A 24,527-nucleotide genomic window follows, 5' to 3' on the forward strand; every position below is an offset into this window, starting at 1 on the left:
CATTAGCCCCACGACTCCCACGTGACCGGCGATGTGTGATCGAGTCGGTTTTTCTTTGACTCAAAAGACAATCCCGTCAATCGCACGACGCGCCGTTGCGGGGGAGTCGTGCGGAAGTGGCGTTTCGAAACGACCCAATGAGATCAAAACGCCGATAACGACGGGACGCGGATGAACTGCGTGCAAAAGATGCCGGAAGCTGGCGTTAGCTTCTCCCGCTAGCAACGAGCTCATTCAGCCCCCTACAACGTTTTGGCACCACCCACCAAACGATTGCGACGGGGCATCAAATCGTGCTCCAGCCGCATCGCGGAATCACGCCAGCGGCGTGCCACATCAGAGCTTGGGTCGCGTTAGCGCACCCCAAGACCAGGTCGCCACCTCGCCGCCAACCCCAATCGGGGTTGAACAACACCATCCGCCCGACACCCCGCATTGTTTGTTGAGCCCCGTTGGGGCTCCGGACCTCATCCACCACGACCCGGGGTGCGCTGCGCGACCCCGGGCTGTGTTGTCCCACCGCCCTGCGGTGTCACGTCGATGAACGCGACGCATCGCCGGACAAGTAGAAGCCTTGGGGACATCGCTTGATTGCATCGCTTGTTTTCATTTCCAATCGATGACGAACGATTCCCGTATTCAGCTTCCCAACAGACAAATTAGGGGGGGGGGGGATTTGGCCCCACGGATGGCAGCGCGAACCCACGGATTGCAATCACAAAACGATCCGTGGGTTCGCCCTGCCATCCGTGGGCTACTTTTCCGATTGCTGCATTCGGATGCGAACGTTTTGGCACCACCCACCAATCGGTTGTGATAAGGCATCAAATCGCGTTGCAACCGCATCGCGGAATCACGCCGGCGGCGTGCCACAGCAAAGCTTGGGGTCGCGTTAGCGCACCCCAAGACAGGGTCACCACCTCGCCGCCAACCCCAGTCGGGGTTGAACAAGACCATTCGCCCGACACCCCGCATTGTTTGTTGAGCCCCGCTGGGGCTCCGGACCTCGTCCACCACGACCCGGGGTGCGCGTCGCGACCCCGGGCTGTGTTGTGGCACCGCTCTACGGTGTCGTGTCGACGAATGCGAACGTTGTGGCACCACCCACCAAACGGCCGTCAGGCGGCTGCCTTTTGATTTAGTTTTGCCGCAGCCCCCCGAGCGTCGTCGACAGTTGGTGGTTCTCAGTTGTGTTATAGTGGAGACCCCACCGACGGAGTTCCGTCACCCTCCCGCCCCGAATCACGCCGGACGACTGGAATTCGTGATGCGATCCCGCCTTGTTTTTGCTGCCGCGTTGTCGGTCTGTCTCGCTGTGCCAGCGGTCAGCCAATCCGACTCCTCTCAGCCTGCGGAAACGATTTCGTTTGAACGCGATGTCCGCCCGATTCTGAAGAAACATTGTCTGCATTGTCACGGCGAAGGAGACGACATCGAAGGCGGCCTGGATCTTCGCTTACGTAAATTCATTCTGGCCGGCGGCGAGAGTGGACCGGCGATCGTTGCCGGTAATCCGGACGAGAGTCCCTTGATCGAACGAACCGTTGCTCAAGACATGCCGCCGGGGGATGTCAAGCTGACGTCCTCTGAACAGGAGGTACTTGGTCGCTGGGTCGAGTCCGGTGCGAAGACGCTGCGTCCGGAACCGGAGGCGATTCCCGATGGAGTGTACGTGCCGGCGGAGGAACGCGAGTTTTGGTCGTTCTTGCCGATTCAAAATCCGCCGATCCCGGAGGTCAGTGCAAAGGATCGCGTTCGCACTCCGATCGACGCCTTCCTGTTGAGACGCCTCGAAGAACAGCAACTCAGCTTTTCTCCGGACGCTGATCGGCGGACCTTCATTCGACGAGCCACGTATGATCTGACCGGATTGCCACCCACCCCACAACAAGTCCAGGACTTCGTCGCCGACCAGTCCCCGGATGCCGTGGAAAACTTGATCGACCGATTGCTTGAATCACCCCAGTACGGTGAACGCTGGGGGCGTCACTGGTTGGACGTGGTTGGCTATGCGGATTCCGAAGGATACACGATCGACGATCCCATTCGCCCGCACGCGTATCACTACCGTGACTACGTCATCAGGGCGATGAATGACGACATGCCGTATGATCGTTTTATCCGCGAACAGTTGGCCGGCGATGAAATGATCGGCTTTCCTAAAAAGAATCTGACGGCCGACGAAACGGAGAAACTGATCGCCACCGGTTTCTTACGAATGGTTCCTGACGGCACGGGCAAAGTCAGCGGCGAGGAGCTGCCGCTGGCTGAAAACCAAGTCATCGCCGACACGCTGCATGTGGTGGGCAGCTCGCTGTTGGGGCTGACACTGAGTTGCGCCCAGTGCCACAACCATCGCTACGATCCGATTCCACAGGCAGAGTATTTTCAGATTCGAGCGATCTTCGAACCCGCTTATGACTGGAAGAACTGGCGTAAGCCGTCGGCCCGATTGGTGTCGCTGTACACCGACGAAGATCGCAAAGTGGCCGCGGAAATCGAAGCCCAAGCCAAACAGATTGATGCGGAACACAAGCAACGCGCCGAGGAACTGATCGCCGAGACGTTGGAGGATCAACTCGTCCAGCATGTTCCCGAAGCGTTGCGTGATGCACTGCGGGTCGCTTACCAAACCCCGGTGGCCAAGCGGACCAAGGAACAACAAGACCATTTAAAGAAGTATCCCAAAATCCTGAAGATCTCGGCCGGTGCGCTGTACCTGTATGACCGCGAACTTCGTAGCAAGCTCGCGGGGTTGAAGAAGGAGCAGGCAGACAAGACAGCCGCCGCAATCGCGGCCGCGCAAAAACTCGCACTCCAATCACTCGCCGACGACGTTGCAAAGCAAGTGGCTGCGGCGATCGCGGTCCCACGCGAAAAACGAACCAAGGAGCAGCAAGACCGACTGGCCGAACACGCCGGGTTGGAAGTCACCGCCAGCAACCTTGCAACGTTCGACCCACAGGCCGCTGCCGAAGTGGCACAGCGGCAGTCGGTCATCGACCGGACGAAGGAACGAGCGCCACAGCTGGCCGCGATTGCCAATCGCGCCAAAGCACTCCGCGCGACAAAGCCGAAAGAGCATTTCGTGCAGGCATTGACGGAAGTCCCCGGGAAGGTCCCCGAGACGTTTGTCTTCGCGCGAGGTGATTACCACAATCCGACGGACAAGGTGGCCCCTGCAGCGCTCTCGGTGGTAATGGCAAACAATCCCGCTGAAATTCCGCTCAATGACGAAGCGCTGCCGACCACGGGACGCCGATTGGCCTACGCCAACTATCTCACCAATGGTCGGCATCCACTGCTCGCGCGTGTCTTGGTGAATCGAATTTGGATGCATCACTTTGGGACCGGGATCGTGGCGACCCCCAGTGACTTTGGCAGGCTGGGTGAACCGCCCTCCCATCCAGAGCTGTTGGACTGGTTGGCGACGCAATTCATGGAGAGTGGGTGGAGCCTGAAAACGTTTCACCGCCTGGTGATGACGTCGACCGCGTACCGCCAAGCGCTGAGGGTGTTTCCGCCCGATCGCACCGACCCCGACAATCGGTTGCTCAGCGGGATGTCGTTGCGTCGTCTGGAGGCGGAAACGATTCGTGACAGCATGCTGGCCATTAGTGGCAAGTTGAACTCCAAACCGTTTGGGCCTCCCGTTCCGGTGATGGCGGACAGGGTCGGCCAGTTTGTCCTTGGGATTGAAAATCTCAATGCCGGTCGCCCCGGAGCGTTGATCGACATGAAGGGCGAAGACTTGCGCCGCTCGGTTTACGCCCAGGTGCGACGCAGCCGCCCGCTCAGTTTGCTCGATAGTTTTGACGCACCGCGGATGGATCCAAATTGTGAAGTCCGCCGGACCTCAACGGTCGCCCCGCAATCGTTGCTGTTGATGAACAACGAATTTGTGCACGATCGATCCCACGATTTCGCCCGCCGACTGGTCACACAAGCGGGGGCGGACCGATCCGAACAGGTCAAGCTTGCCTGGGAACTGGCCTATTGCCAATCACCCAGCGACCAACAGATCGCCTCGGCACTGGACTTCATGGAGCGTGAGACGGCGGTGCTTGCGAATTCTCCCCAGGCAGCCAGTCTCGCCAAGCAGGACGACACCCAAACGCCCGCGATGTTAGCGCTGTCCAGTTTTTGTCAGACGCTCTTGAGTTCAAACCGTTTCTTGTACGTCGATTGAATCGTGATGAAAGATCAGCAGCCAACCCGGCGTTCGGGAAATCCCGCCTCCACCACTGCGTCATTACGACGTCATTTCAACGCCACTGGCGCGATGAGTTTGATGGGATTCGCGTTAAACGCCCTACTGCAAAACGAGCGTGTGAACGCGGCATCGCCGGCGGACGATCCGTTTGCCCGCCCGGAAATGGAGCCCAAGTCGTATGACTTGAAACCGAAGTCGCCCCATTTCGAGCCCCGCGCCAAGGCGATGATCTCGCTGTGGATGCAGGGCGGCCCGAGCCATCTGGATCTCTTTGATCCCAAGCCCGAGCTGCAGAAGATGGACGGAAAAGATTTCGAAGGCGACATCAAGTACGACAACGCGGCGGAGGCCAGTTCCAAACTGATGGCGTCGCCGTGGAAGTTTCACAAGCATGGTGGTTGCGGGATGGAGATCTCGGAGCTGCTGCCCGGCTTGGGCGAAGTGGTCGACGACATCACCCTGATCCGATCGATGCACACCGGCGTGAACAATCATGGCCAGTCGATTCAAGCGATGCAAAACGGACGTATTTTGTCAGGTCGTCCCACCGTGGGGAGTTGGCTGACGTATGGTCTGGGCTGCGAAACCGAAAACCTGCCCGCCTACGTCGCGCTCATCGATCCCGGCCAGTTGCCGGTGATGGGCGTGGAAAATTGGACCAATGGTTTCTTGCCCTCGATCTATCAAGGGACGGTCATCCGCCCGCAAGCCCCGCGTATCCTGAACCTCGATCCGCCCCCGTACTTGAAAGGTGCCGCACAAACAGAGGCGCTCAACTATCTGGAAGAACTCAACCGCGAGCACCTGGCCCGCCGCGCCGGTTACCACGATCTCGAAGCGAGGATCGCCAGTTACGAATTGGCGGCCAACATGCAACTGGCGGCCAAGGAAGCGGTCGACTTCAGTACCGAGACGCAAGCGACACTAAAAATGTACGGGTTGGAGAATCCCGAGACGAAAGAGTTTGGAGCGAGGTGTCTGATCGCGCGGCGGTTGATCGAGCGGGGCGTCCGCTTTGCACAGATCTTTACCGAAAACCAACGCTGGGATCATCATGGCAGCATCGTCAGCAAGCTGCCCACGGCTTGTAAGAAAGTCGATGTGCCGTCGGCCGCACTCGTCAAGGATCTGAAGCAACGCGGCATGCTCGATTCCACCATCGTGCATTGGGGAGGCGAAATGGGCCGCTTGCCCGTCATTGAAAACAATTCCGGTCCCTCGAGGGTCGGGCGCGATCACAATACGTACGGCTTCAGTATGTGGGTCGCCGGAGGTGGTTTTAAACGCGGCCACGTTTACGGTGCAACGGACGAACTCGGACACAAAGCGGTCGAGGATGTGGTCAACCACTTTGATTACCATGCCACCTTGTTGCACCTGTTCGGGCTAGACGCCGAACGATTTCACTACGATTCCAACAACCGATCCATGTCATTGCTGGACAATCAAGGCGGGCGGGTAATCAAGGGGCTCTTGGCGTAAGCGTTGCCTGGTATTTCGTCTCAGCTCAATTTTCAGGTAGTGGACGAGGCGACGAGTCCTCTGCCAACACGCCCACCGCAGAGGACTCGTCGCCTCGTCCACTACCGTCTAAAGCAGAGGACTCGTCGCCTCGTCCACTACCGTCTAAAGTTTAAATCGGGACAAAGCACTAGCCGACGGATTGAACGTTACTGCGATGGGCGGCGTACCGACGAGCTGCTGATTTCGTGCCGTGCCTTTGCAGCCTGTTTAACGACTCGGGTGCCGGTCAGCGATGCGATCTCCATCTGCGGATGCTGTTGAGCTCGCGAAACCGAGAAAGGGGCAATCGAGTTGTGTCGTCGAGGATTCGTGCCCGGAAACTTGTTCGGACTTCGCTTTCTCGATCGTCTTGGGAACTTCGGCGCCAAGAATCATCGCCAAGGGCTGCAGTCCGTCATAGGCTTCACATGCCATTCGAACGGCAATCAAAATCGGCACGCTTAAAAACACACCCATGATTCCCCACATCCATCCCCACAGGACGATCGACAAGAAGACAAGCACGGGACTCATGCTCATCGATCGGCCAAGGATCGACGGTGTGATGAACTGGCCTTCCAATGACGTCAGCGTCACAAAGGTGCCAGCAACGATCACCGCGTAGTAGGTGGGTTCGAAATTCACCAGCGCCACCGCGAAGATGATGGTGGCACCTACAATCGCGCCGAGGATGGGAATAAAATTGAACGCGAAGGCCATCACCCCCCACAGCACAGGCGAAGGCATGCCTAACACCCACATGGCAATCGCGACGGCGATGCCCAGGCACAGATTGATCGTGGAGACTTGCGCCAAGTAATTACCCAGCCCTTCCTGGACGTTTTGAATCACCTCGACAAGCCGCCGTCGCGCCGTAAAGTCGGGCAGCATCCGCATGATGTTGCGGAGCAAGTCATCGCCGGTGGCCAGTAGAAAGTAGAGCAGCGCGAGACAGATGGTCAGAAAGGAGACGATGTTGCCTGTTCCACTCAGATAGCTCCATCCGCTGGCCCAAGTCGGTTGCTTGATCTCGACCGGCACCGGCTGTTCATCGGCATCGGTCGCGTCGAAGTCCTCCTCTGATTCGGCCAGATCCTCCGTCGCCTCATCCACGTCTTCAATACTTTCGGTGACAAACGATAGCTTTTCCTTGAAGGTCGCAATATGTTGCGGCGCCTCGGCAATTGTCTCGCGCGCGGGCTGGAACACGAGGTACGTGCCGCCCGCCAGCATCAGGAAAATGACTCCGATCACGCCGGCACCGCCAACGGCCGAAGGGATACCGAATCGCTGGCCCTGACGAACAATGGGGCGGAGCGTCAAGAACAAGACGACCGCAGTGACGACCGGAATCACCATCGCCCGCGCATAATACAACGCGAAAAACACCAACATGGTGGCGCAAATGCGAGTCGATAGGCTCGCCTTTGAGTCCTCCTTCCCCTCGCGTCGAATCGCTTCGCTGTGATTATCGCTGAGCATGGATGGTCTCGCCGCCGTCGTCTTTACCTGTTGCGAACCCGTCGATCGCGGTGGCGTAACCGTTGCAAATGTTGTGCCGCACTGCCGCTGGCACCACCCGGGATTGATCCTCCCCCACCTCTCTCGGGGCTACGATTGGCGGCGCACCGACTCCGTGCCGCACGCTTGCAAGATGGATCGCCCCCAGTGACGGTCAGCGAGCCATCTCGCTCCGCAAACGCTGTCGAAGCGACGCTTGAATGGCTTCGTGCTCCGGCCGATCGGCGAGATTGACGCGTTCGATTCCGTCGCTGCCATAGGCGTACAACTCTCGAAAGGCGGCATTTTGGGTGTTCCCCTTTAGCGGCCGCCATTCGGTGTAGCGATGCGTCTTCGTTCGAATCGAATAGCCCATGTAGCCGCCTTTGGGATACTGACTGATGGCGACTTCTTGGCCGGGGGCGTCGGGGTCGCGTACGTTGCCGGCAAAGCTTTCGCCTTCGGCACCGGAATGGATCGGCAATCCCGCCAATTCGCTGAGCGTTGGATGCAAATCGACCAATTCGATCAATGCCTCACACCGCCGACCGCGCGGCATTCCGGACGTAAACCACTCAGCAAGCTCGCTCGTGACGGCATGCAAACGGCCCACTGGCAATAAGCTCGCTCAAACAAAACCCCTTCGCGGGCCAGACGATCGATGTTTGGACTGCGGATGTGCGCGGCGCCGTAGCATCCCAACTCAGGTCGCAAGTCGTCGATCCCGATGAATAGAATGTTCGGCCGATCGACGTCGTTTGCGACGGTGCTGCTAGCCATCACGGTCAACGCCGCGGCCAACACGACACAACCCATCGAATGAATCGTCACGGAAGTTCGCATGGTGTTCTGACCGTTCGTCTGTAGGTCTAAGAGTGTGGCATTGAAACGTGTTACCCGTTGTCAACGCTAACTCTCTGACAACGTTTGTCCAACGCCCGCTAAGTCTACACAAACGGAGAAGCCGTTCGTGCGGGCGCGAACCGGCTGATGTCAAACCAAGATCAGCCGTTTGGCGCGAGCCGACGGGCCCCAGCACGAGAGGGCGCGACCAGCCGAACCTGTCAAAGGCGGAAACCAAACGGTGGTGACCGTGCGATGGAATCAATCGACGTCCGTCACCCATCGGGTCGGGTTGCGGCATGGCTGGAAGAACAAGGATTGAAAGCGGAGTAGAACGTCAGGTTGATTCAATACTCGATGACCCAATGACGGAACGATTTGAAGTGGCAGAATGAGACGCCTCACCGTCGGAGTTATTCGGAATCTCTCGCTGAAACGGGTCAACGGAAGAACGGCCTGGACATCTGGAGTAGAATAGCAATCTCGGGACATTGTTTCCGAGGCAAACTCTTCGACGTCGGAGCGAGACGCGGTGGATATACGAACCTCCTACATGGACCTCGGGTCGCTACACACGGCCAAGGATCAGCCTTTTACGAGAGATCAGCTTGTCAGAACGCTGATCAACGCGGCTCGACATCTCGTCTGGTGCACGTCGATGGACGGCAAGTTGCTGTATGTCAATCGCGTCGCCGAGCGTGTCTATGGCAGACCGCTCAAGGAACTGACGGCCGACCCCAATTACTGGCTGGACGCAATCCACCCGGACGACCGCGAGACCGTCGTCGCGAATCTGGACAATTTGCTTGAAAAAAAACACATCGAACAGGACTATCGCGTCGTGCGTCCCAACGGTTCGGTGATCTGGCTACACGACCGAGTCAGTGTGGTCCACGATGCCAACCGCCAACCCAAATTCGTCGGCGGGATTGGTACGGACATCAGTGCGATTCGCGAATCCGAAGCGCTCTATTCGTCACTGGTCGAGTGCATGCCGATGCAGGTCGTCCGCAAGGACATGAAGGGCAAGGTGGTGTTCGGCAACGAGCTGTACTGCGAGTCGATGGGGATGTCGTTGGATGAGATCTTGGGGAAGACCGATTTCGATCTCTTTCCCAAGGACCTGGCGAAGAAATATCGACAAGACGATCGTCGCGTCGTCAAAACGGGCAAGGTCGTCAATCATGTCGAAGCCCATGAGAAAGCCGACGGCGAACGGGTTTACATGGAAACGTTTAAAGGCCCGGTTTACGACGCCGCCGGAAATATCAGTGGCATCCAGATCATGTTTTGGGATGTCACACAGCGACATCAAGCCGAACAGGAAGTGCGTGCGGCGAAGGAGGTTGCCGAGGCTGCCAAAGAGATGGCGGAACAGGCCAACCAGGCCAAGAGCGAGTTTCTGGCAAACATGAGCCATGAGATTCGCACGCCGATGAATGGGATCATCGGGATGACCGAGTTATTGCTTCACACGACGCCGACGTCGGAACAACGTGACTACTTGAACATGGTCAAACAGTCGGCCGACTCACTGCTGCGGCTGCTCAACGACATTCTCGATTTTTCCAAGATCGAAGCGGGTAAACTTGACCTGGATCATCATCCCTTCAGTCTTCGTGATTGCATCGGGCAAACGATCCAGACGCTCGGTTGCCGTGCCGGGGGCAAGGGGTTGGAAATGCTTTGTCATGTCGCGCCCGAGATCCCCGACATGCTCGTCGGTGACGCGGGGCGACTGGGACAGATCGTTGTCAATCTGGTGGGCAATGCGATCAAATTCACCGAGGAGGGCGAAATCGAAGTCGTCGTCCATCTCGAATCCAGCAGTGAAGATTCAGTCGGTCTGCAGATTTCGGTCCGCGACACAGGAATCGGAATTCCTACCGATCGGCAACAAGCCGTTTTTGAATCCTTTCGACAAGCCGATGCGTCGACGAACAGACGATTCGGCGGCACCGGGTTGGGCCTGACCATTTCAACCCAGCTGGTCGAGCTGATGAACGGCCGCATTTGGGTGGAGAGCGAGGTCGGCACGGGAACGACCTTTCATTTCACGGCCCGCTTCGGCATCGTCGATCCGCAACCTACGCCGGTCGACACCGAAGTGTTGCACGGCGTCCCCGTGCTCGTGGTGGACGACAACGCGACCAGCCGCTCCATCCTGGACGAGATGCTCCGCCAATGGGGTCTCGCGGTGACGGTCGTGGCCGACGGTCAAGAAGCCCTCACGGAACTGCAGCGTGCCGCGGCGGACGGACGGCCCTATCCGCTTGCCATTCTCGACAGCGCGATGCAACCCATGGACGGTTTCGCGATTGCCGCACGCTTGCGACAGGATCCGGATGTCGCGTTGAAAGACTGTCCAATCATCATGCTCTCCTCGGCCGTCAAGGCGGGCGACGTGGAACAATGCAGGCAGCTGGGTGTGGCCCGCTACATGCAAAAACCCGCGGTTCACTCGGACCTGTTGAAAACCATCCTCAAGACCACCGGGCATTCCGATTCGTCACAAGTGAGTCCCAAGGACAACGCGACCAAGACCTATCGCAAACTGAAGGTCTTGCTCGCCGAGGACGGCGACGTCAATCGAAAGGTCGCGGTCGGGCTGCTGTCGCATCAGGGCCATGAAGTCCTGGTTGCCGAAGACGGCGTGGAAGCGGTTGCGGCGCTCGATGAGCAACGATTTGACATCGTGCTGATGGATGTGCAGATGCCGAACATGGACGGCATCGAAGCCACCCGACTCATTCGTGAAAAAGAACACCAGTTGGATCGACACACGCCGATCGTCGCGATGACGGCCGGCGCGATGAAAGGTGACGAAGAACATTGTCTCGAAGCCGGAATGGACGGTTATATCGCCAAGCCGATCGACCCCGAGAAACTGTATGACCTCATGGAACGCTGTGTCAGCGGCGAGGCGATCGGACCATCCAACGATCCCGTTTCGGTCGCACCCGAAAACGACGACACCAACGCCTCCTCCGACGTTGAAAGAGATCCCGGCAATAGCGACGGTTCGGACCTGACCGAGTTGATGAACGATCCGGCTGCCGCGAAGACGTTAGCCGCGATCGATATGGAAACCGCGTGTGAACGTTGCCGAGGGAACGATTCGCACCTGCGAATCCTTGCCGAGACCCTGATCGGTGAGGCGACTGAGCTGATGAAGTCCATGCGTGCAGCGGTCGATTCGCATGACGTCCAATCGATCCGCCGCGGTGCGCATTCGCTCAAAGGCGCCGCATCGGTGTTCGGTGCGACCGACGTCGTTGCTGGTGCCTTGCATCTAGAGACGATCGCGGAATCGGCTGACCCTGCCGAATTGAATGCCCAACTCGACAAGGTGGACGAAGAGGTCGGGCGTTTGGTCGCGGCGTTGATTCTGCTCTGCAAGCAAGACGCGGAATGCTAACCTCCGCCGCACCGGGCGAAGCCACGACTGGTAGGCCCAGCCCCCCAACCCACGGCAGGTGCAATCTTTAACAGCAGGTAGTCGTGGGCTTTCTTTGCTGCGAGCGACTCGACCCTCCCAAAGCGCATTGGCATCTACACCATTCGCTTTTTGCCCAAAGGGCATGCATATCCATAGCCTGGGGCAAGCAAACCGAGCATTTGCGAGGGTCGCGCCGCCCCAGGAACCGCATCGCAATGAGGTAAACTTTGGCCAACGGCCATGCACAACCTTCGCGTTTGACGAGGCATTTGTGGATGGCCGTTGGCCAATCCCTCGCGTCTCGTTTGCGGACCTTGGGCGATGCCCAAGTCAAAATCACGACTCCGACTGGCGGCACGATGCAATGATCACGCTACACTGGTGGAAAGGATCTTTCCTCGTCATCCAGCGAGAACCCGTCCACTCAGGTCCGAATGAGTCGGCATCAGTCTCCTCTTGAAGTTCAAAGCGTGATTCAGGACCTTTTCATCGCCCGCCGTGCACCGTGTCGGGCCTATCCGTCTCGTTGGATTCGCGACCGTCTTCGAAAGGGACTGATGGGATGCGTGCTGTGTGGCGTGATGGCCGGCGGATGCGACGGAACCAAACCGAACGCCCCCCCGTCATCCGGTGGAGCCTCTGCGGAGGCGGCCGGCGAGTCGCAGGATCCACGGGCGCTGATGGAATCGGCGATGCAAGCCGGGGACTGGCAGCGGGCCGATCGCTACGCGAAAGCGGCGCTGATCGCTGATCCGAACGATCCCGATTTGGTCTCGTTGGTGGCCAAGGTCAATGCGTACTGCGACCGCAAACGAGACGCAGCGAATTTGTTGGTCGAAGCGGCCAAGCTGGCGGATTATCGCCCGCCCGCGCGGGTGAACTTGGCGGTCCAGGCGCTGGTCGAAGTCGGTGAAATCTATCCGGCGATCGAACTGCTGGAACAATCACTGGCGACGCATCCCGAAGCAAACCAGCAGCGTCGCATGCTGGTCGGATTTCTGGCCGAGGTCCAACGCACCGATCGAATCGGACCGCACCTGAAGGCGTTGATCCAGAATCGTGCTTTCGATCTTTCGCTGCTGTTGGCGACGACAGAAAGGTCATCGCGACGTCTGTCGGAAAACACGGCGTCTCGATTGTTACAACGCAATCCCACCGATCGCCGCGTGCGTCTGTCCGACGCGTTTCTCTTCCTCTATCGACACGACGCGACCCGGGCGATCGACGTCTTGGAGGACATTTTGCAGCAGCATCCCAATTTCGCGCCGGCGCATGCGATGTACGGACAAGCGTTGGTGTTGGCCGGGCGTTGGGAACAGTTGCCTCAATGGATCGAAACCGCGCCGGCTGGCAGCCCCGATTTCGCCGGCTATTGGCTGACCCTGGGTGACGCGGCGATGCACCACGATGAAACGGCAGCGGCGGTTCGCGCCTACTGGGAAGCGACACGTCGTGATTCGAGCAACAGTCTGGCGTGGGATCAACTGCGATTCGCGATCCAACGTCTGCAAGCCGGCGAGTCAGAGTTTCGCGATGCGATTTCAAAGGCACAGCTGGCGGTCGTGTCCGACCATGCGGACGCCTTGCTGACTCTACGGGAACACTTCAATGAGTTCACCGGCGGTGGGTCGGTCAGCCAAACGGGCGCGGCGCAAGTCGCGCGTTCGCTGCTAAACGTGGGTCGAGTCTGGGAAGCGGAAGCCTGGTCCGCGGTGGCGACAACCCTGTCGGAAGATCCCAGCGATCAGCTGAAAACGTTGCGAAATGAAATCGTTCGCCAGCTCGGCCAAAGTCAGGAATGGGTTTCCACGCAGAACGCGTCAGGGCGTCTTGATTTGGCGTTCCTGCCTCCGCCGCAGTTGGGATCCGCATCGGCAGTCGAGTTGCGGTCGTCCGTCATCGCGACGATTCCTACCCACGATCATCTGCGGATGTCGGAACAGTCGCTTTCCTGGGGTTTAGATGCGGTCGGCCAAGGCAACAATCCGACCAACGCGCGGTTGGCAGCGCTGATTCGTTCCACAGGCGTCGGCGGGGGTGCGATCGACTATGACTTGGATGGTCGTCCCGACCTGATGATGATGAACGCGGGCGGGACGATGCTGCAGAATGACTCGATCGCCAACGATTTGATGCGCAACCTGGGAGACACCTTCGTTCGCGTCAGTCCGAGGGCGGGTGTGGCCGACCGTGGCTATGGACAGGGAGTCGCGATCGGAGACTTCAACGGCGACGGTTTTCCAGACCTGTTCTTTGCGAACCTTGGGGCGAATCGTTTGCTGCACAACAACGGCGACGGCAGCTTCACCGACTGCACCGAGCGACTTCGCGACGACCAACCGCCCGCCTGGTCCACCTCCGCAGCGATGGTCGACATCAATGGTGATTCAATCTTGGACCTGCTGGTGACGAACTATTGCAAGACCGTCGAAAATCTGGACAAGGCGTGCCCCAATGAGGAAGGTGTCTTGGGTCCCTGTCATCCGTTGAAGTTCCCCGCCGAGTACGATCAATTTTTCCTGGCAACGGGGACGGGCGAATTTGAAGACGTGACCGACACGTGGATCGACCGATCGTCTCCCGGCCGCGGGCTGGGGATTGTTGCCGGCGCACTCGATGGTCAAAACCTGGGCATCTTTGTCGCCAACGACATGTCGCGTAACGCCTTTTACACGCGTGCTGCCGGCGAGCGGATGAAACTCGACGAAACCGCTTCGGCGCGCGGTGTCGCCGTCGACGCGGTGACTCGGGCCCAAGCATCGATGGGGATCGCCAGCAGCGATTTTGATTTAGACGGCGACCTCGATTTTTACGTCACCGGATTTGCCCGCGAGTACAACGTGTACTACGAACAGATCTCGCCGGGGATGTGGAAAGACGAAACGGGAAAGCTTGGGTTGGTGGAACCGACACTGTCCCAGGTCGGCTTCGGCACCCAAGCGATTGACATGGACAACGATGGGATCGATGAAATCATCGTGACCAACGGACACATCGGCGAGTTTTCCGGACCGGACGTTCCGCCATACGAATTGCCGATGCAGTTGTTCCGCCGCGGTGCGACCGGTCGATTCGAATTGGTCGAAGACGATGCCTGGGGCGAGTATTTCAGGACACCGCACGTGGGCCGAGCGCTGTGGACGACCGACGTGAACCGCGATGGCCGGAACGACGTGATGGTCACGCACACGCACGAGCAAGTCCGTCTGCTGGTCAATGAAACCGAATCCCCAAATCATCGGATCGCATTCCGATTGGTCGGTACCGACAGCAGCCGTGATGCGGTGGGAGCGGTGATCCGTTTTCGCTGCGACGGTCGATCACGAACGATCTGGTCGCTCGCCGGCGATGGATACTTTTGCAGCAATGAGAAAACGTTGATCGCGGGACTCGCCGAGTCCGATCGGGTGACGGATCTGTCGGTGACCTGGCCGGACGGTTCGGTGGATCGGATCGGAACGTTGGCTGCCGATCACGTGTATCTGATCACGCAGGGGCTTGGCGAGGCGTTCTCGCTGTTTGAGTACGGGCGGCCGTGAGAATCATCGCCGGGCGTCCGGACGCGGGCGTGAACCGGCGGACGTCAGACGAAGACCAGCCGTTCACCAACGTTCAAACGGTTCCGGATCGCCTTCGACGATCAACAGTCGGCGATCGGCGGGAAGATTGTTGATTTGCTGACGCCGTCCACTCGGCCAGCGGATCGAGAGTTGGTCGACTTGTTGGCGGTTGCCGAGACCGAACGCCAGGACCGCTTCGTTGCGGCAAAAGAATCCGTCTCCGGCGACGACCCAATCCGACAGGCTGCGGTCTCCGACTTGAACGTCCACTTTGGCGCCGATCGCATCGCGTTCGCTTTGTGTGCCGACCAGTTGAATTTGAAGCCAGTGGTTCTGCGTTGCAGTGCGGTTGATCAGCAGCGCCGAGGTCTCGCCGAGATGCGTGACGACAACGTCCATCTTTCCGTCGCGGTTAAAATCCAGGCGTGCCAGTCCGCGTCCCACGTGTCGACCGCTCCAGTAGCCCGAGGGATCGGAGACGTCGCAAAGCTCGAACCGGTTGCCGAGGTTTCGAAACATTTGCGGGGGTTGCTCAAAGGGATCGGGAATGGCGGCGGACTGTTCGATGTGTCCGTTGGTCACGACCAGATCCAGCGTGCCGTCGTTGTTGTAATCGATCGCTTGGGTTCCGAATCCGAGCACGGAGGAACTGGGTCCGGCCAGTCCGAATCCGACGTTTCGGTCTTGAAACATTCCATCACGATTGAGAAACAGACTGGCATTTTCGTCTTGGAAATTCGTCACGTGAAAATCAAGGGCGCCGTTTTGGTCGAAGTCACCCGCGGCCACGCCCATCGACGCGGTCGGCACGCCGTCGAATCCGAAGGCACAACCGCGTGACATCGCGACATCACTCCAAGGATTTTCATCGGCCCCGCTTCCACGGACCCAAAGTTGATTGGGGTCGGTGTCATTGCCGACAAAGACTTCGTTTCCCGGATGGCGATCATCAAAATCGCCGACGACGACCCCGAGTCCGGAGGCGGCTGCGGTTTCGGGATCACCAATGAGCCGGAAAGACGCTTGCCCCTTGCCATCATTCGTGATCCATCGATCGGTGCCCGGATTGAACTCGGCCGGCTTGAGATAGCCGACGACTTGCCCGAGCTCGTTGACTGCGGGACGTTTGCTGAAGGCGGGGTCGTGCAGATAGTTCAACTCGAACACGTCCGGCAGAGCATCGCCGCTCAAATCCGCCATCGCCAATGAAGTCGTCAGGATCGTTTTGTCATCACGGTCATCGAAGTCGACCGATCGAAAGGTGCCATCGCCGGAGTTGATCCAAAGCGAATTCTGTCCGACGTTGGCAACCACCAAGTCCGCGAATCCGTCTTGGTTCCAGTCACCGACGGTGACACCGGTGGAGTAGCGAGACTGTTGGGCGCCGGCATGCCCCGTGACGTCCACCAGTTTCCCTTCCGTTTGACGATACAAAACGTTGCTTTCGCGACCGACAAAGTCCGGCGGGTCCGCACCACCCTGGGTGAAATAGAGGTCCGCCTGGCCGTCCAAGTCGTAATCGATGACCGCGACGGCACCACCGACGGATTGATACACCGAAAAACCACGATCCTGGCTGGAACTGGCGACGTGAAACGCATGCGTCAGACCGACGTTCGCGGCGACATTCTCGAACGAGGGCTCAACCGACTGGTAAGGTGCGGGGCTCGAACCGGCTGTCGGGGCCGGAACGTTTGTTTCGGTCAGATTCATCGCAGGCAAGGGGAATGCATCGAGTCGCATCCCGCAAAGCTTGACCGCCGTCTCGGGAAAACCCTGCTCGGATTGGACCAACCGCACGAGTTCGCCTTGCAGCCCTTGCAGGACATTGCGTGGGGCCCGCTGGTAGTGCGCTGCCAGTGACTTCCACAAGACGCTTTCCAGTCGACGATCGAGTGACTCGAGTAACGCGGCGAGCCTGAGCATCGATGCGAGATCGGGCTGCGGCGCATCGGCGATCCGATTGTTGACTTGGGACACGTCGCGGAGTGTCTTCCAGCGATCGGACCACTGTTCGGCATCTTCGCCGCGGCCGAGCGCTTCCAGCGCAGCTCGCAAGCGGACGATCGATCGGAAATCCGAGGGTTCACGATCGAGTGCTTCCAACAACGCTCGGGAGGCCTGCTCGGGCTCGCGTTGGGTCCACCAATAGGTCCCGATGGCGGCCCAGTATTCGGAAAACTGTTTCGTGCGCGCATCGACTTTGCCCAGCCACCACTGAAAACTCACATCGTCCTGTGCCTCGGCAGCGGCGCGGCCGAAGAACGCAACGATCGAGGGCGGCTGTTGATCGGCATCGACCGAATCACGCAACACGTCGACGGCCGCTTGGAAGTTTTCGTCCATGAATAACTTTCTCGCTTCGCCGGAGACGCCGATCGGATAGTACAGGTGTTGATCGGGAGCAGCAGGGGTATCGGAGGGCGGGTCGTACATCGCATCGCTCGGCTGCATCAGCGAGTGCAATTCGTCCTGACGCACGTTGCCCTGTCTGCACAGATGGCGGACATGTTCGACGGCTTCATGGCGTCGCCCTTGGCGGTTGTAGAGAAACGCCAGCTTTCGATGTGCCGGAGCGGCTTGGGGGATCTGTTCCAGAATTTTCAGATAGCCACGTTCTGCGTCTTGATAACGTCCCAACTGGAACGACCAATCGGCGGCCTGACCGAGTGCCGGCAGTCCAGATTCAGGATGATCGGCGGGAATGCTTTTCAGCACTTCGATGGCCTCGGCCAGATCACCGCGCCCGGCCGCAAGGTTGGCCATCCGGAACAGGATTTCATCATCGTCAGGGTCGACCAACAACAGAGACCGCAGGACAGACTCGGCACCGCGCAAGTCACCTTGTTGCTCCAGTTGTTCGGCTTTGGCAATCACGCCGGCGCGATCCATTTTGACGTTCGGTGGTGGATCGGTGGCGACGCCTGTTTGCGGCTCAGCGTCCGACGTATCAGCCGATGGCTCCTGCGGCAGCGAATCGCTGTCTTGTTCTGCGGACGTGATGGCCGTCTCGGGATTCCCGCTGTGCCGACACCCGATCGAAAGGGTCAGCACAATGGCAATCGCCGACGTCAGATAGATCGTTCGGTCAGTCACTTGTTCACGCTCAATGAATTTCAATTTCGGGCCAATCGAAATCCGATTGGTTCTCGATCAACAGGATTCGCCGGTCGACAGCGGTCGGGCCGAACTGCTGGTCAACGCCACTGGGCCATTGGACCTGGATCTGATCGACCGAGTTGGCATCACCCAAACCGAACGACACGACGGCTTCGTTTTTGGCCAGGTATCCATCGCCGCCGATCACCCAGCCCGTCAATTGCTGATCCGCCACATGAACCGTGATCTTGGCACCGATCGCATCACGTTCGCTTTGGACGCCGACCAACCGCAGCTGCAGCCAGTGATGAGGCGTCGCCGTTTCGTTCATCAACAGTGCGGTGGTTTCGCCGACGTGGGAAATCACGACGTCGGTCCTGCCATCACGATTGAAATCGAGTGTCGCCACGCTGCGTCCGAGATGCCCGGTGGCCCAATAGCCCGACGGATCGGCGACATCGACGAGTTGGAAACGCCCCGCCAAATTGCCGAACAGTTGCGGCAGTTGCTCAAAGGGACCGACCATCGATTGGTATCGGTCGATGTGACCGTTACTGACCACCAGATCCGGCAATGCGTCGTTGTCATAGTCCAAGGGTTGGGAACCGAATCCCAGTACCGAACGACTGGAGACGCCAAGCCCATATTCAATCGCTCGATCGCGGAACGAACCGTCTCGGTTCAAGTACAGGCAGACGCTTTCGTTTTGAAAGTTGGCGATGTGAAGATCCAACGTTCCGTTCCCATCAAAATCGCTTGCGGCGATTCCCATGCTGGCCGTCGCGGCACCCGACGATGAATAGGCACTGCCGTTGACAACCGCCAGATCTTGCCAGACGCCGGAGTCGCGATCGCGGACCCACATTTGGTTCGGCGATTTATCGTTGCCGACAAACACCTCGTTGCCGGATTGTCCGTCAAAATTTGCGATCACGATGCCCAGCCCCTTGTGCGCGTCGGATGCGCGTCGGCTGATCGGTTGAAACACCACATTGCCTTTGCCATCGTTGCGACCGATGCGGTCCATTGCCGATGTAAAATCGCCGGGACCGACCGCATCGACGACCTCGCCGGATGCATCACGATCGGGCATTCGTGCGATTTCAGGATCTTGGATGTAGTTGAGTTCCACGAGATCGGGGATCTGATCGCCGTCCAGATCCGCCATCGCGACCGAAGCCGGCATCCGATGCGGATCGTCGCTCCCGGCAAGCGGTGACGCCGAAAACGTGCCATCCCCGTTGTTGATCAGCAGCAGATTGGCGCCGATGTTGGTGGCCACGATGTCCGCAAATCCGTCTTGGTTCCAATCTCCGGCGGTGCAACCGATCGTGTAGCGGCGCTCCGTGACAGCGGCGTCGGCGGTCACGTCGCGAAGCTGCCCGTCGGCCTGGCGATAGAGCATGTCAGAGCGATCGGCTAGAAACTCCGGCGGATCGGCAGCACCTTGGGCACAATAAAGATCCGCCCATCCATCCAAGTCATAATCAAGGACGGCGATCCCACCGCCGGCTTGTTGGTACATCGCAAATCCAGAATCTTGGGGATCGCGAGCCACCGCGTAGGCATGTGTTAAGCCGATCGCTGTGGAGACGTTACGAAAGGCGGCGGGATGCGGCGCCGACTTGAGGGAATTTGGGCTCGGGGGTTGCGCGGCCGGAGCATGGACCGCGATCTCGATGTCGGGAAGTGGATAGGCGCCGAGTTCCATCCCGCACAATCGCGTCTGGCGACTGGGAAACCCATCGCCGGCGGAGACCAATTGCTGACGTTGGGTATTCCAATGCGCCATCACTTCGGCGGGCAGCTTGCGGTAGTAGGCCTCCAGGGATTTCCAGGCAACAGCCTCCAGCTTGCGATCGATCGCGAACAACTGGGACGCCAGTTCGTCGATCGCATCGACATTCGGTGTCTGGGCATTCGGTGTCTGGGCATTCGGTGTCTGGGCATTCGGTGTCTGGGCATTCGAAATCGAATTGTTTGCCGTCAGCACTTGGTGCAACGCTTTCCAACGTTGTTCCCACTTTGCATAACCCTCGGCGTCGCCCAGGATTTTGAGCATGTACAGCAAGCGGTTGATCGTCAAGAAATCGGTGGGATCGCGATCGAGTGCTTCCAGTGCGGCTCGAACGGCGGCGCGGGGCTGTTGCTGTCCGGCCAAGTACGCGGCCCATGCGGCCCAGTACTCCGAGAATCCACGCACGGCATCGTCCGTTTGGCTGATCCATCGCCGAAAGCCCTCATCGTCTTGCGCCTCGGCGAGTGACCGGCCATACAACGCCACGACCGAGGGTGGGGCGGTGTTTTCGGCCACGCTGTCACTCAGTAGCGCCGCGGCCTCGGAGAAGCGTTGTTCGGTGAAGAGCACGCGCGCCCGTCCCGCCGGGCCGATCGGGTCATAGCGGATCGCCCCATCGTCGGTGCTTGGGTCATCGGAGGCCATTGCATCGCTCAACACGATCAGCGAATGCAATTCGTCTTGTCGAAAATCTCCCAACCGGCACAACTCTCGGACGTGCACCGCCGCTTCGTGACGCCGTCCCTGGCGATTGAACAGGTAGGCGAGTTGCCGATGGGCCCGACTAGCGTCGGGGATCAGTTCCAGCAGACGGGAATACTTGCCTTCGGCGTCGGCGTACTGTCCGATTTGGAACGACCAATCCGCAGCCTGGCCGAGTGCCGGTAAACCGGCCTCGGGATGGTCTTCGGGGATCGAGTCAAGAAACTCGATCGCCGCCGACAGGTCACCCTCATTGGCCTTGGCGAGTGCCAATCGATAGATGACGTCCACGTCGTCAGGGTCGGCAACCAACAGGCGTTTCAGCACTGTGACGGCCTCGCCAAGCTGGCCCGCTTCGGTCAGCCGATCGGCCTGCTGGAGTTGGTCATCGCGAGACGGTGCGGGTGGTGGCTCGGGTGATCTGTCCGATTCAACCGTCGGTGTTTCGCGCGGTTCGGATTCTTGAACCGTTTCCAGCGATGGCCCACATCCGATGATCAGCATACCCAACAACCATGCAAACCAACGAGCGCACCGCGACGATGTGGTTTGACGAACAGGGGTGGTCGTGGAGTTCATGAAGTTCGGGCTAGCCCAAGGAGTGCTTGATTGGGAGTTGCTGGCTGCAACGTTTTCGATGTCTGTTTCTCGGGTAACGGGTTAGCGGTAGGGCGCGAGCCCAATGCCACTTACATTGGCGCCAAACGGGGGACTTTTGTTAGCGGCAGGGCGCGAGCCCTCCGGTCTTTCAAGGTCAAACCGGACGGCTCGCGCCGTTCCGCTACCGACAGTGAATGCAGCATCAAGTTTAACACGGAGTGTCGCTGGGCGGTCGTCTCGGCCAACGGCCCTCCACCAAGCTCTCACCACCGCTGTTCCACTTCCGGTTGGCCCTCAACGACCAGGTACCGATGATTCGCCTCGATCGCGCCGACGTCTTGGACCAAACCCGATGGCCAATGCACTTGCAGACGGACGATTGCATCGGGTCGAGTCGGCGGAAATGCAAATTGAATGACGGGTTCGTCGCTGCAAAAGTATCCGTCGCCGGCGGTCACCCATTCGACCAATGGTGTGTCGTCGACCGTCAACGAGAGTTTGGCGCCGATGGCATCGCGTTCGCTGGTGGTCCCGATCAGTTCGACTTGAATCCACTGGCCATCGGCACGTGTTTCGTCCCGCAGCAGCGCGACCGGTTGATCGAGGTGTCCGACCAAGAAATCGGCCGCACCGTCACGGTCATCGTCCAACATGGCGATCGTCCGGCCCAGGTACGTCTGGTCCCAGTAACCGGATTCGTCTTCGACGTCGGCGAGAGTCAAACCGCGGCCATCGGACATCAGCACTTGCGGCGCCATCTGGTACGGTTCCCCCTGGTCTCGGATGTCAAAGATGTGCCCATTGGTGACGATAAAATCCAGGAAGCCGTTTCGATCAAAGTCGACGGCCTTGGTCCCGAACCCGACGTAAGGATTCGTCGCCGCGGCGAGTCCGTATCGAACGCTATAGTCGGTGAAATCTCCCGATTCGTTTTGGAGATACAGGTTGGCCGGTTCGAGCGAGTAATTGGCGATCTGCAAATCGAGTCGGCCATCGCGATTGAAGTCACCTGTCGCGATCCCCATGCACCCGTTGGCCGCACCGCTGAATCCGTTGGCCAACCCGTTGGTGTCGGCCACGTTGACGAACGAGTTTTCGCCGTTTTGGACCAACAAATGATTCGGCCGCACGTCGATCCCGACGAACACCTCGTTCTTTCCGTCGGATTGGAAATCGGTCACGACGAGCCCCAGCGAGGTTCCCGGACTGGCGATCGAGCGGGTGATCTCATGGAGTCGGAATGCACCGTTGCCCAAGTTTTCGAACCAGCGATCGGATTCGGGATAGTGCGACAGCGGAGTGGGTGAGATCCATTTGCCATCCGGCCCCTTTTTGGGCAGTGCAAACCCGCCTTCCATCTCGATGTAATTGGATTCGAACAGGTCCGGAAGTTGATCGCCGTTGAGATCCGCGATGGCGACCGAAGCGGTGAACCGATCTGGAAAGGTTCCCAGCCCTGACGTCTGCTCCCGAAAGGTTCCATCGCCGTTATTGATCAACAAACGGTTGTGCCCCAGGCTGCCCAGGAACAGATCGGGAAAGCCGTCTTGATTGACATCGCCGGCGGCCAGCCCGGAGGAATAATGAAAGTCTTCCGCATCCGCGGCGACGGTCTGGTCAACGAACCTCAACGACTCGCGACGGAACAACACATTGGAACGCGTGCATTGATCGGTTGGCGGGTCGCCTGATCCTTGCGCGAGGTAAACATCGGGCCGACCATCCAGGTCATAGTCCAGCACCGCGATCCCGCCACCGAGCGATTCATGGATAGGAATGGTGGCCAAGTCGATTTCCACGTCCTTGTACCACTGGAAATTCAATCCCAGCTCGCCGGCTCGATTGACCAAACGCGGCGTGGCGGCGACGTCACGTGCCGGCGTCGACGTCCGCGGTTGTTCCGACGGCGTACCGACCAACAGCTTTTCTCGCTGAGATTTCATCTCAAAGTCCGAGGGGGCGAGTCCCAGCAAGGAGACTTCGACCGTCATGTCCGCCACCGACGGGTCTTGCAAAAGCTGGGCGCGCTGTTGAGAAACCATTTGCCGCGGCCCGATCGCGTCGGCGGGCAAGAGGGTCGAGGTCCAGCCGAGTGTCTCAAAGGGGCGTCCGAGTTCCATCAGGTAGCGCGCCAGTTGAGTTCGTTTTTCCCTGTTCGCCGAAGCTTCGCCCACCTCCTTGGCCAGCCGTTCGGTCTGTGCGATTTCCACGCCCCGGTTTCGAAACTGCGCGCTGTCCTCGGGACGATCGAGTGCCGCCAGGACTTTCCCGAGACGCTGATAACAAACTCGGTCGGTCGGATCGCGAGTGATGGATTCCAGCAGCGCCGCGGCCGCGGCTTCGTGAGCCCGGCTGTCGATAAAAAAGACCCCCAGGGCGGACCAGTAGTCGCTGAATTGTTCCACCTCGGGTGAAAGACTTGCGTGCCATTGCCCGAACGCCTCCCATCGCTGCGTTTCGGCCAACAGCCGTCCATAGAACGCTTGGGCGGCCACACTTTCAAAGCCCTCGCGGCTTTGGTCGGCGAGTTGCTCGAGGGCGCGGTCATGCTGATCAAGGCTAAAGTACCAGCGGGCTTTTCCCAGTCCCGGCGCGAATTGGTTCTCCGGCGGTTGGCCTTTGGTCAGCAGGACCTTCATCAGATCGGGTGTCGGAAAAGCCAGGCGACGACCGATCAGGGAGAACAATTCCGGCTCGCTGGCCAAGCCCAAGCGGCACAGTGTCAGGGCCTGATCGCAAGCTTCCTGTCGGCGTCCGACGAAGTTCAACAGCCGCCAGGCTTCGTGACGCCACCGCGGTTGGTCTTGCTTGGTTTGGAGCGCTTGCAGCAGTGTGTCGGCGGCTTCCGAGGGGCGCCCGAGCTTGGCCAGAACTTGATAACGCAGATCGATGACGGCGGGCCAGACGGACGAATCGGGGTCGACCGAGCGTGAAATGTCGACGGCGGATTCCAGGTTGCCCCGAGCGGCCTCGACTTGGGCGGTGAGCGTCTTGGCATCGTCGTTGTCACCGTGACGAATCATCAAGGCATACAGCGTTTGGGCGGCCGCGTCATGATCGCCGCTCTCGGCCAGCGCCCGCGCGTCCTTCAAAGCAGACTGCAGGTCCGCAGTATTGTCCGCCGTGACGGATGCCTGATCCGAGTCGCGAGTGGCGTCTGGATTTGAATCGCGCCGGCATCCGACCAGCAGAAAGGTCACCGCGAGGGTGAAGATCGAAGCAAAAATCCGCTTGGACACGTTTGGAAAATGGGTAGGGGTTGCCGCTCGT

10 protein-coding genes are annotated in these 24,527 nt (G+C 59.2%); 4 read left to right on the forward strand and 6 right to left on the reverse strand.

Annotated elements, in window-relative coordinates:
* Positions 1-1,267: 1,267 nt before the first annotated feature.
* Positions 1,268-4,189 carry a DUF1553 domain-containing protein gene (locus TBK1r_RS15950; RefSeq protein WP_145212518.1) on the forward strand — a complete coding sequence of 974 codons (2,922 nt, stop codon included), beginning with the start codon at positions 1,268-1,270 and terminating at the stop codon, positions 4,187-4,189.
* A gap of 102 nt (positions 4,190-4,291) precedes the next feature.
* Positions 4,292-5,695, forward strand: a complete 1,404-nt coding sequence (locus TBK1r_RS15955) for a DUF1501 domain-containing protein (RefSeq protein WP_473772513.1) — start codon at positions 4,292-4,294, stop codon at positions 5,693-5,695.
* A gap of 249 nt (positions 5,696-5,944) precedes the next feature.
* Here TBK1r_RS15955 and TBK1r_RS15960 read toward each other — a convergent pair whose 3' ends face one another.
* The 3 genes from TBK1r_RS15960 to TBK1r_RS15970 all read right to left on the reverse strand — a co-directional run bounded on the left by TBK1r_RS15960 (position 5,945) and on the right by TBK1r_RS15970 (position 8,059).
* Complete coding sequence (locus TBK1r_RS15960; RefSeq protein WP_145212524.1) at positions 5,945-7,198, reverse strand: AI-2E family transporter; 1,254 nt, start codon at positions 7,196-7,198, stop codon at positions 5,945-5,947.
* 193 nt (positions 7,199-7,391) lie between these two features.
* A complete protein-coding gene (locus TBK1r_RS15965; protein ID WP_419581397.1) occupies positions 7,392-7,748 on the reverse strand; it encodes an alkaline phosphatase family protein in 357 nt (118 codons plus the stop codon).
* Complete coding sequence (locus TBK1r_RS15970) at positions 7,745-8,059, reverse strand: sulfatase-like hydrolase/transferase (protein WP_145212530.1); 315 nt, start codon at positions 8,057-8,059, stop codon at positions 7,745-7,747. The genes TBK1r_RS15965 and TBK1r_RS15970 overlap by 4 nt, the downstream gene beginning before the upstream one ends.
* A gap of 532 nt (positions 8,060-8,591) precedes the next feature.
* Between TBK1r_RS15970 and TBK1r_RS15975 the strand changes: the two genes are divergently transcribed.
* Positions 8,592-11,477 (forward strand): hybrid sensor histidine kinase/response regulator, encoded by a 2,886-nt coding sequence (locus TBK1r_RS15975; RefSeq protein ID WP_145212533.1) that lies wholly within the window; start codon positions 8,592-8,594, stop codon positions 11,475-11,477.
* A gap of 491 nt (positions 11,478-11,968) precedes the next feature.
* Positions 11,969-15,037 carry an FG-GAP-like repeat-containing protein gene (locus tag TBK1r_RS15980; RefSeq protein WP_419581398.1) on the forward strand — a complete coding sequence of 1,023 codons (3,069 nt, stop codon included), beginning with the start codon at positions 11,969-11,971 and terminating at the stop codon, positions 15,035-15,037.
* A 63-nt stretch (positions 15,038-15,100) separates the two neighbouring features.
* Here TBK1r_RS15980 and TBK1r_RS15985 read toward each other — a convergent pair whose 3' ends face one another.
* The 3 genes from TBK1r_RS15985 to TBK1r_RS15995 all read right to left on the reverse strand — a co-directional run bounded on the left by TBK1r_RS15985 (position 15,101) and on the right by TBK1r_RS15995 (position 24,496).
* Entirely contained in the window at positions 15,101-18,154 is a 3,054-nt protein-coding gene (locus TBK1r_RS15985) for a CRTAC1 family protein (protein ID WP_145212539.1), read from the reverse strand.
* A 10-nt stretch (positions 18,155-18,164) separates the two neighbouring features.
* Complete coding sequence (locus TBK1r_RS15990) at positions 18,165-21,161, reverse strand: FG-GAP-like repeat-containing protein (RefSeq protein WP_419581399.1); 2,997 nt, start codon at positions 21,159-21,161, stop codon at positions 18,165-18,167.
* A 359-nt stretch (positions 21,162-21,520) separates the two neighbouring features.
* The gene (locus tag TBK1r_RS15995; RefSeq protein WP_145212545.1) at positions 21,521-24,496 is read right to left on the reverse strand and encodes an FG-GAP-like repeat-containing protein; all 2,976 of its coding nucleotides are present in this window, start codon (positions 24,494-24,496) and stop codon (positions 21,521-21,523) included.
* Positions 24,497-24,527 lie beyond the last annotated feature (31 nt).

The organism is Stieleria magnilauensis, assembly GCA_007753675.1.
GTDB classification, from domain to species: Bacteria; Planctomycetota; Planctomycetia; order Pirellulales; family Pirellulaceae; genus Stieleria; species Stieleria magnilauensis.

Bases quoted from the DNA above. Each gene is read 5' to 3' on its own strand.
- TBK1r_RS15950 (WP_145212518.1), top strand. From the start codon at position 1,268: ATGCGATCCCGCCTTGTTTTTGCTGCCGCGTTGTCGGTCTGTCTCGCT.
- TBK1r_RS15955 (WP_473772513.1), top strand. From the start codon at position 4,292: ATGGGATTCGCGTTAAACGCCCTACTGCAAAACGAGCGTGTGAACGCG.
- TBK1r_RS15960 (WP_145212524.1), bottom strand. From the start codon at position 7,198: ATGCTCAGCGATAATCACAGCGAAGCGATTCGACGCGAGGGGAAGGAG.
- TBK1r_RS15990 (WP_419581399.1), bottom strand. From the start codon at position 21,161: ATGCTGATCATCGGATGTGGGCCATCGCTGGAAACGGTTCAAGAATCC.
- TBK1r_RS15970 (WP_145212530.1), bottom strand. From the start codon at position 8,059: ATGCGAACTTCCGTGACGATTCATTCGATGGGTTGTGTCGTGTTGGCC.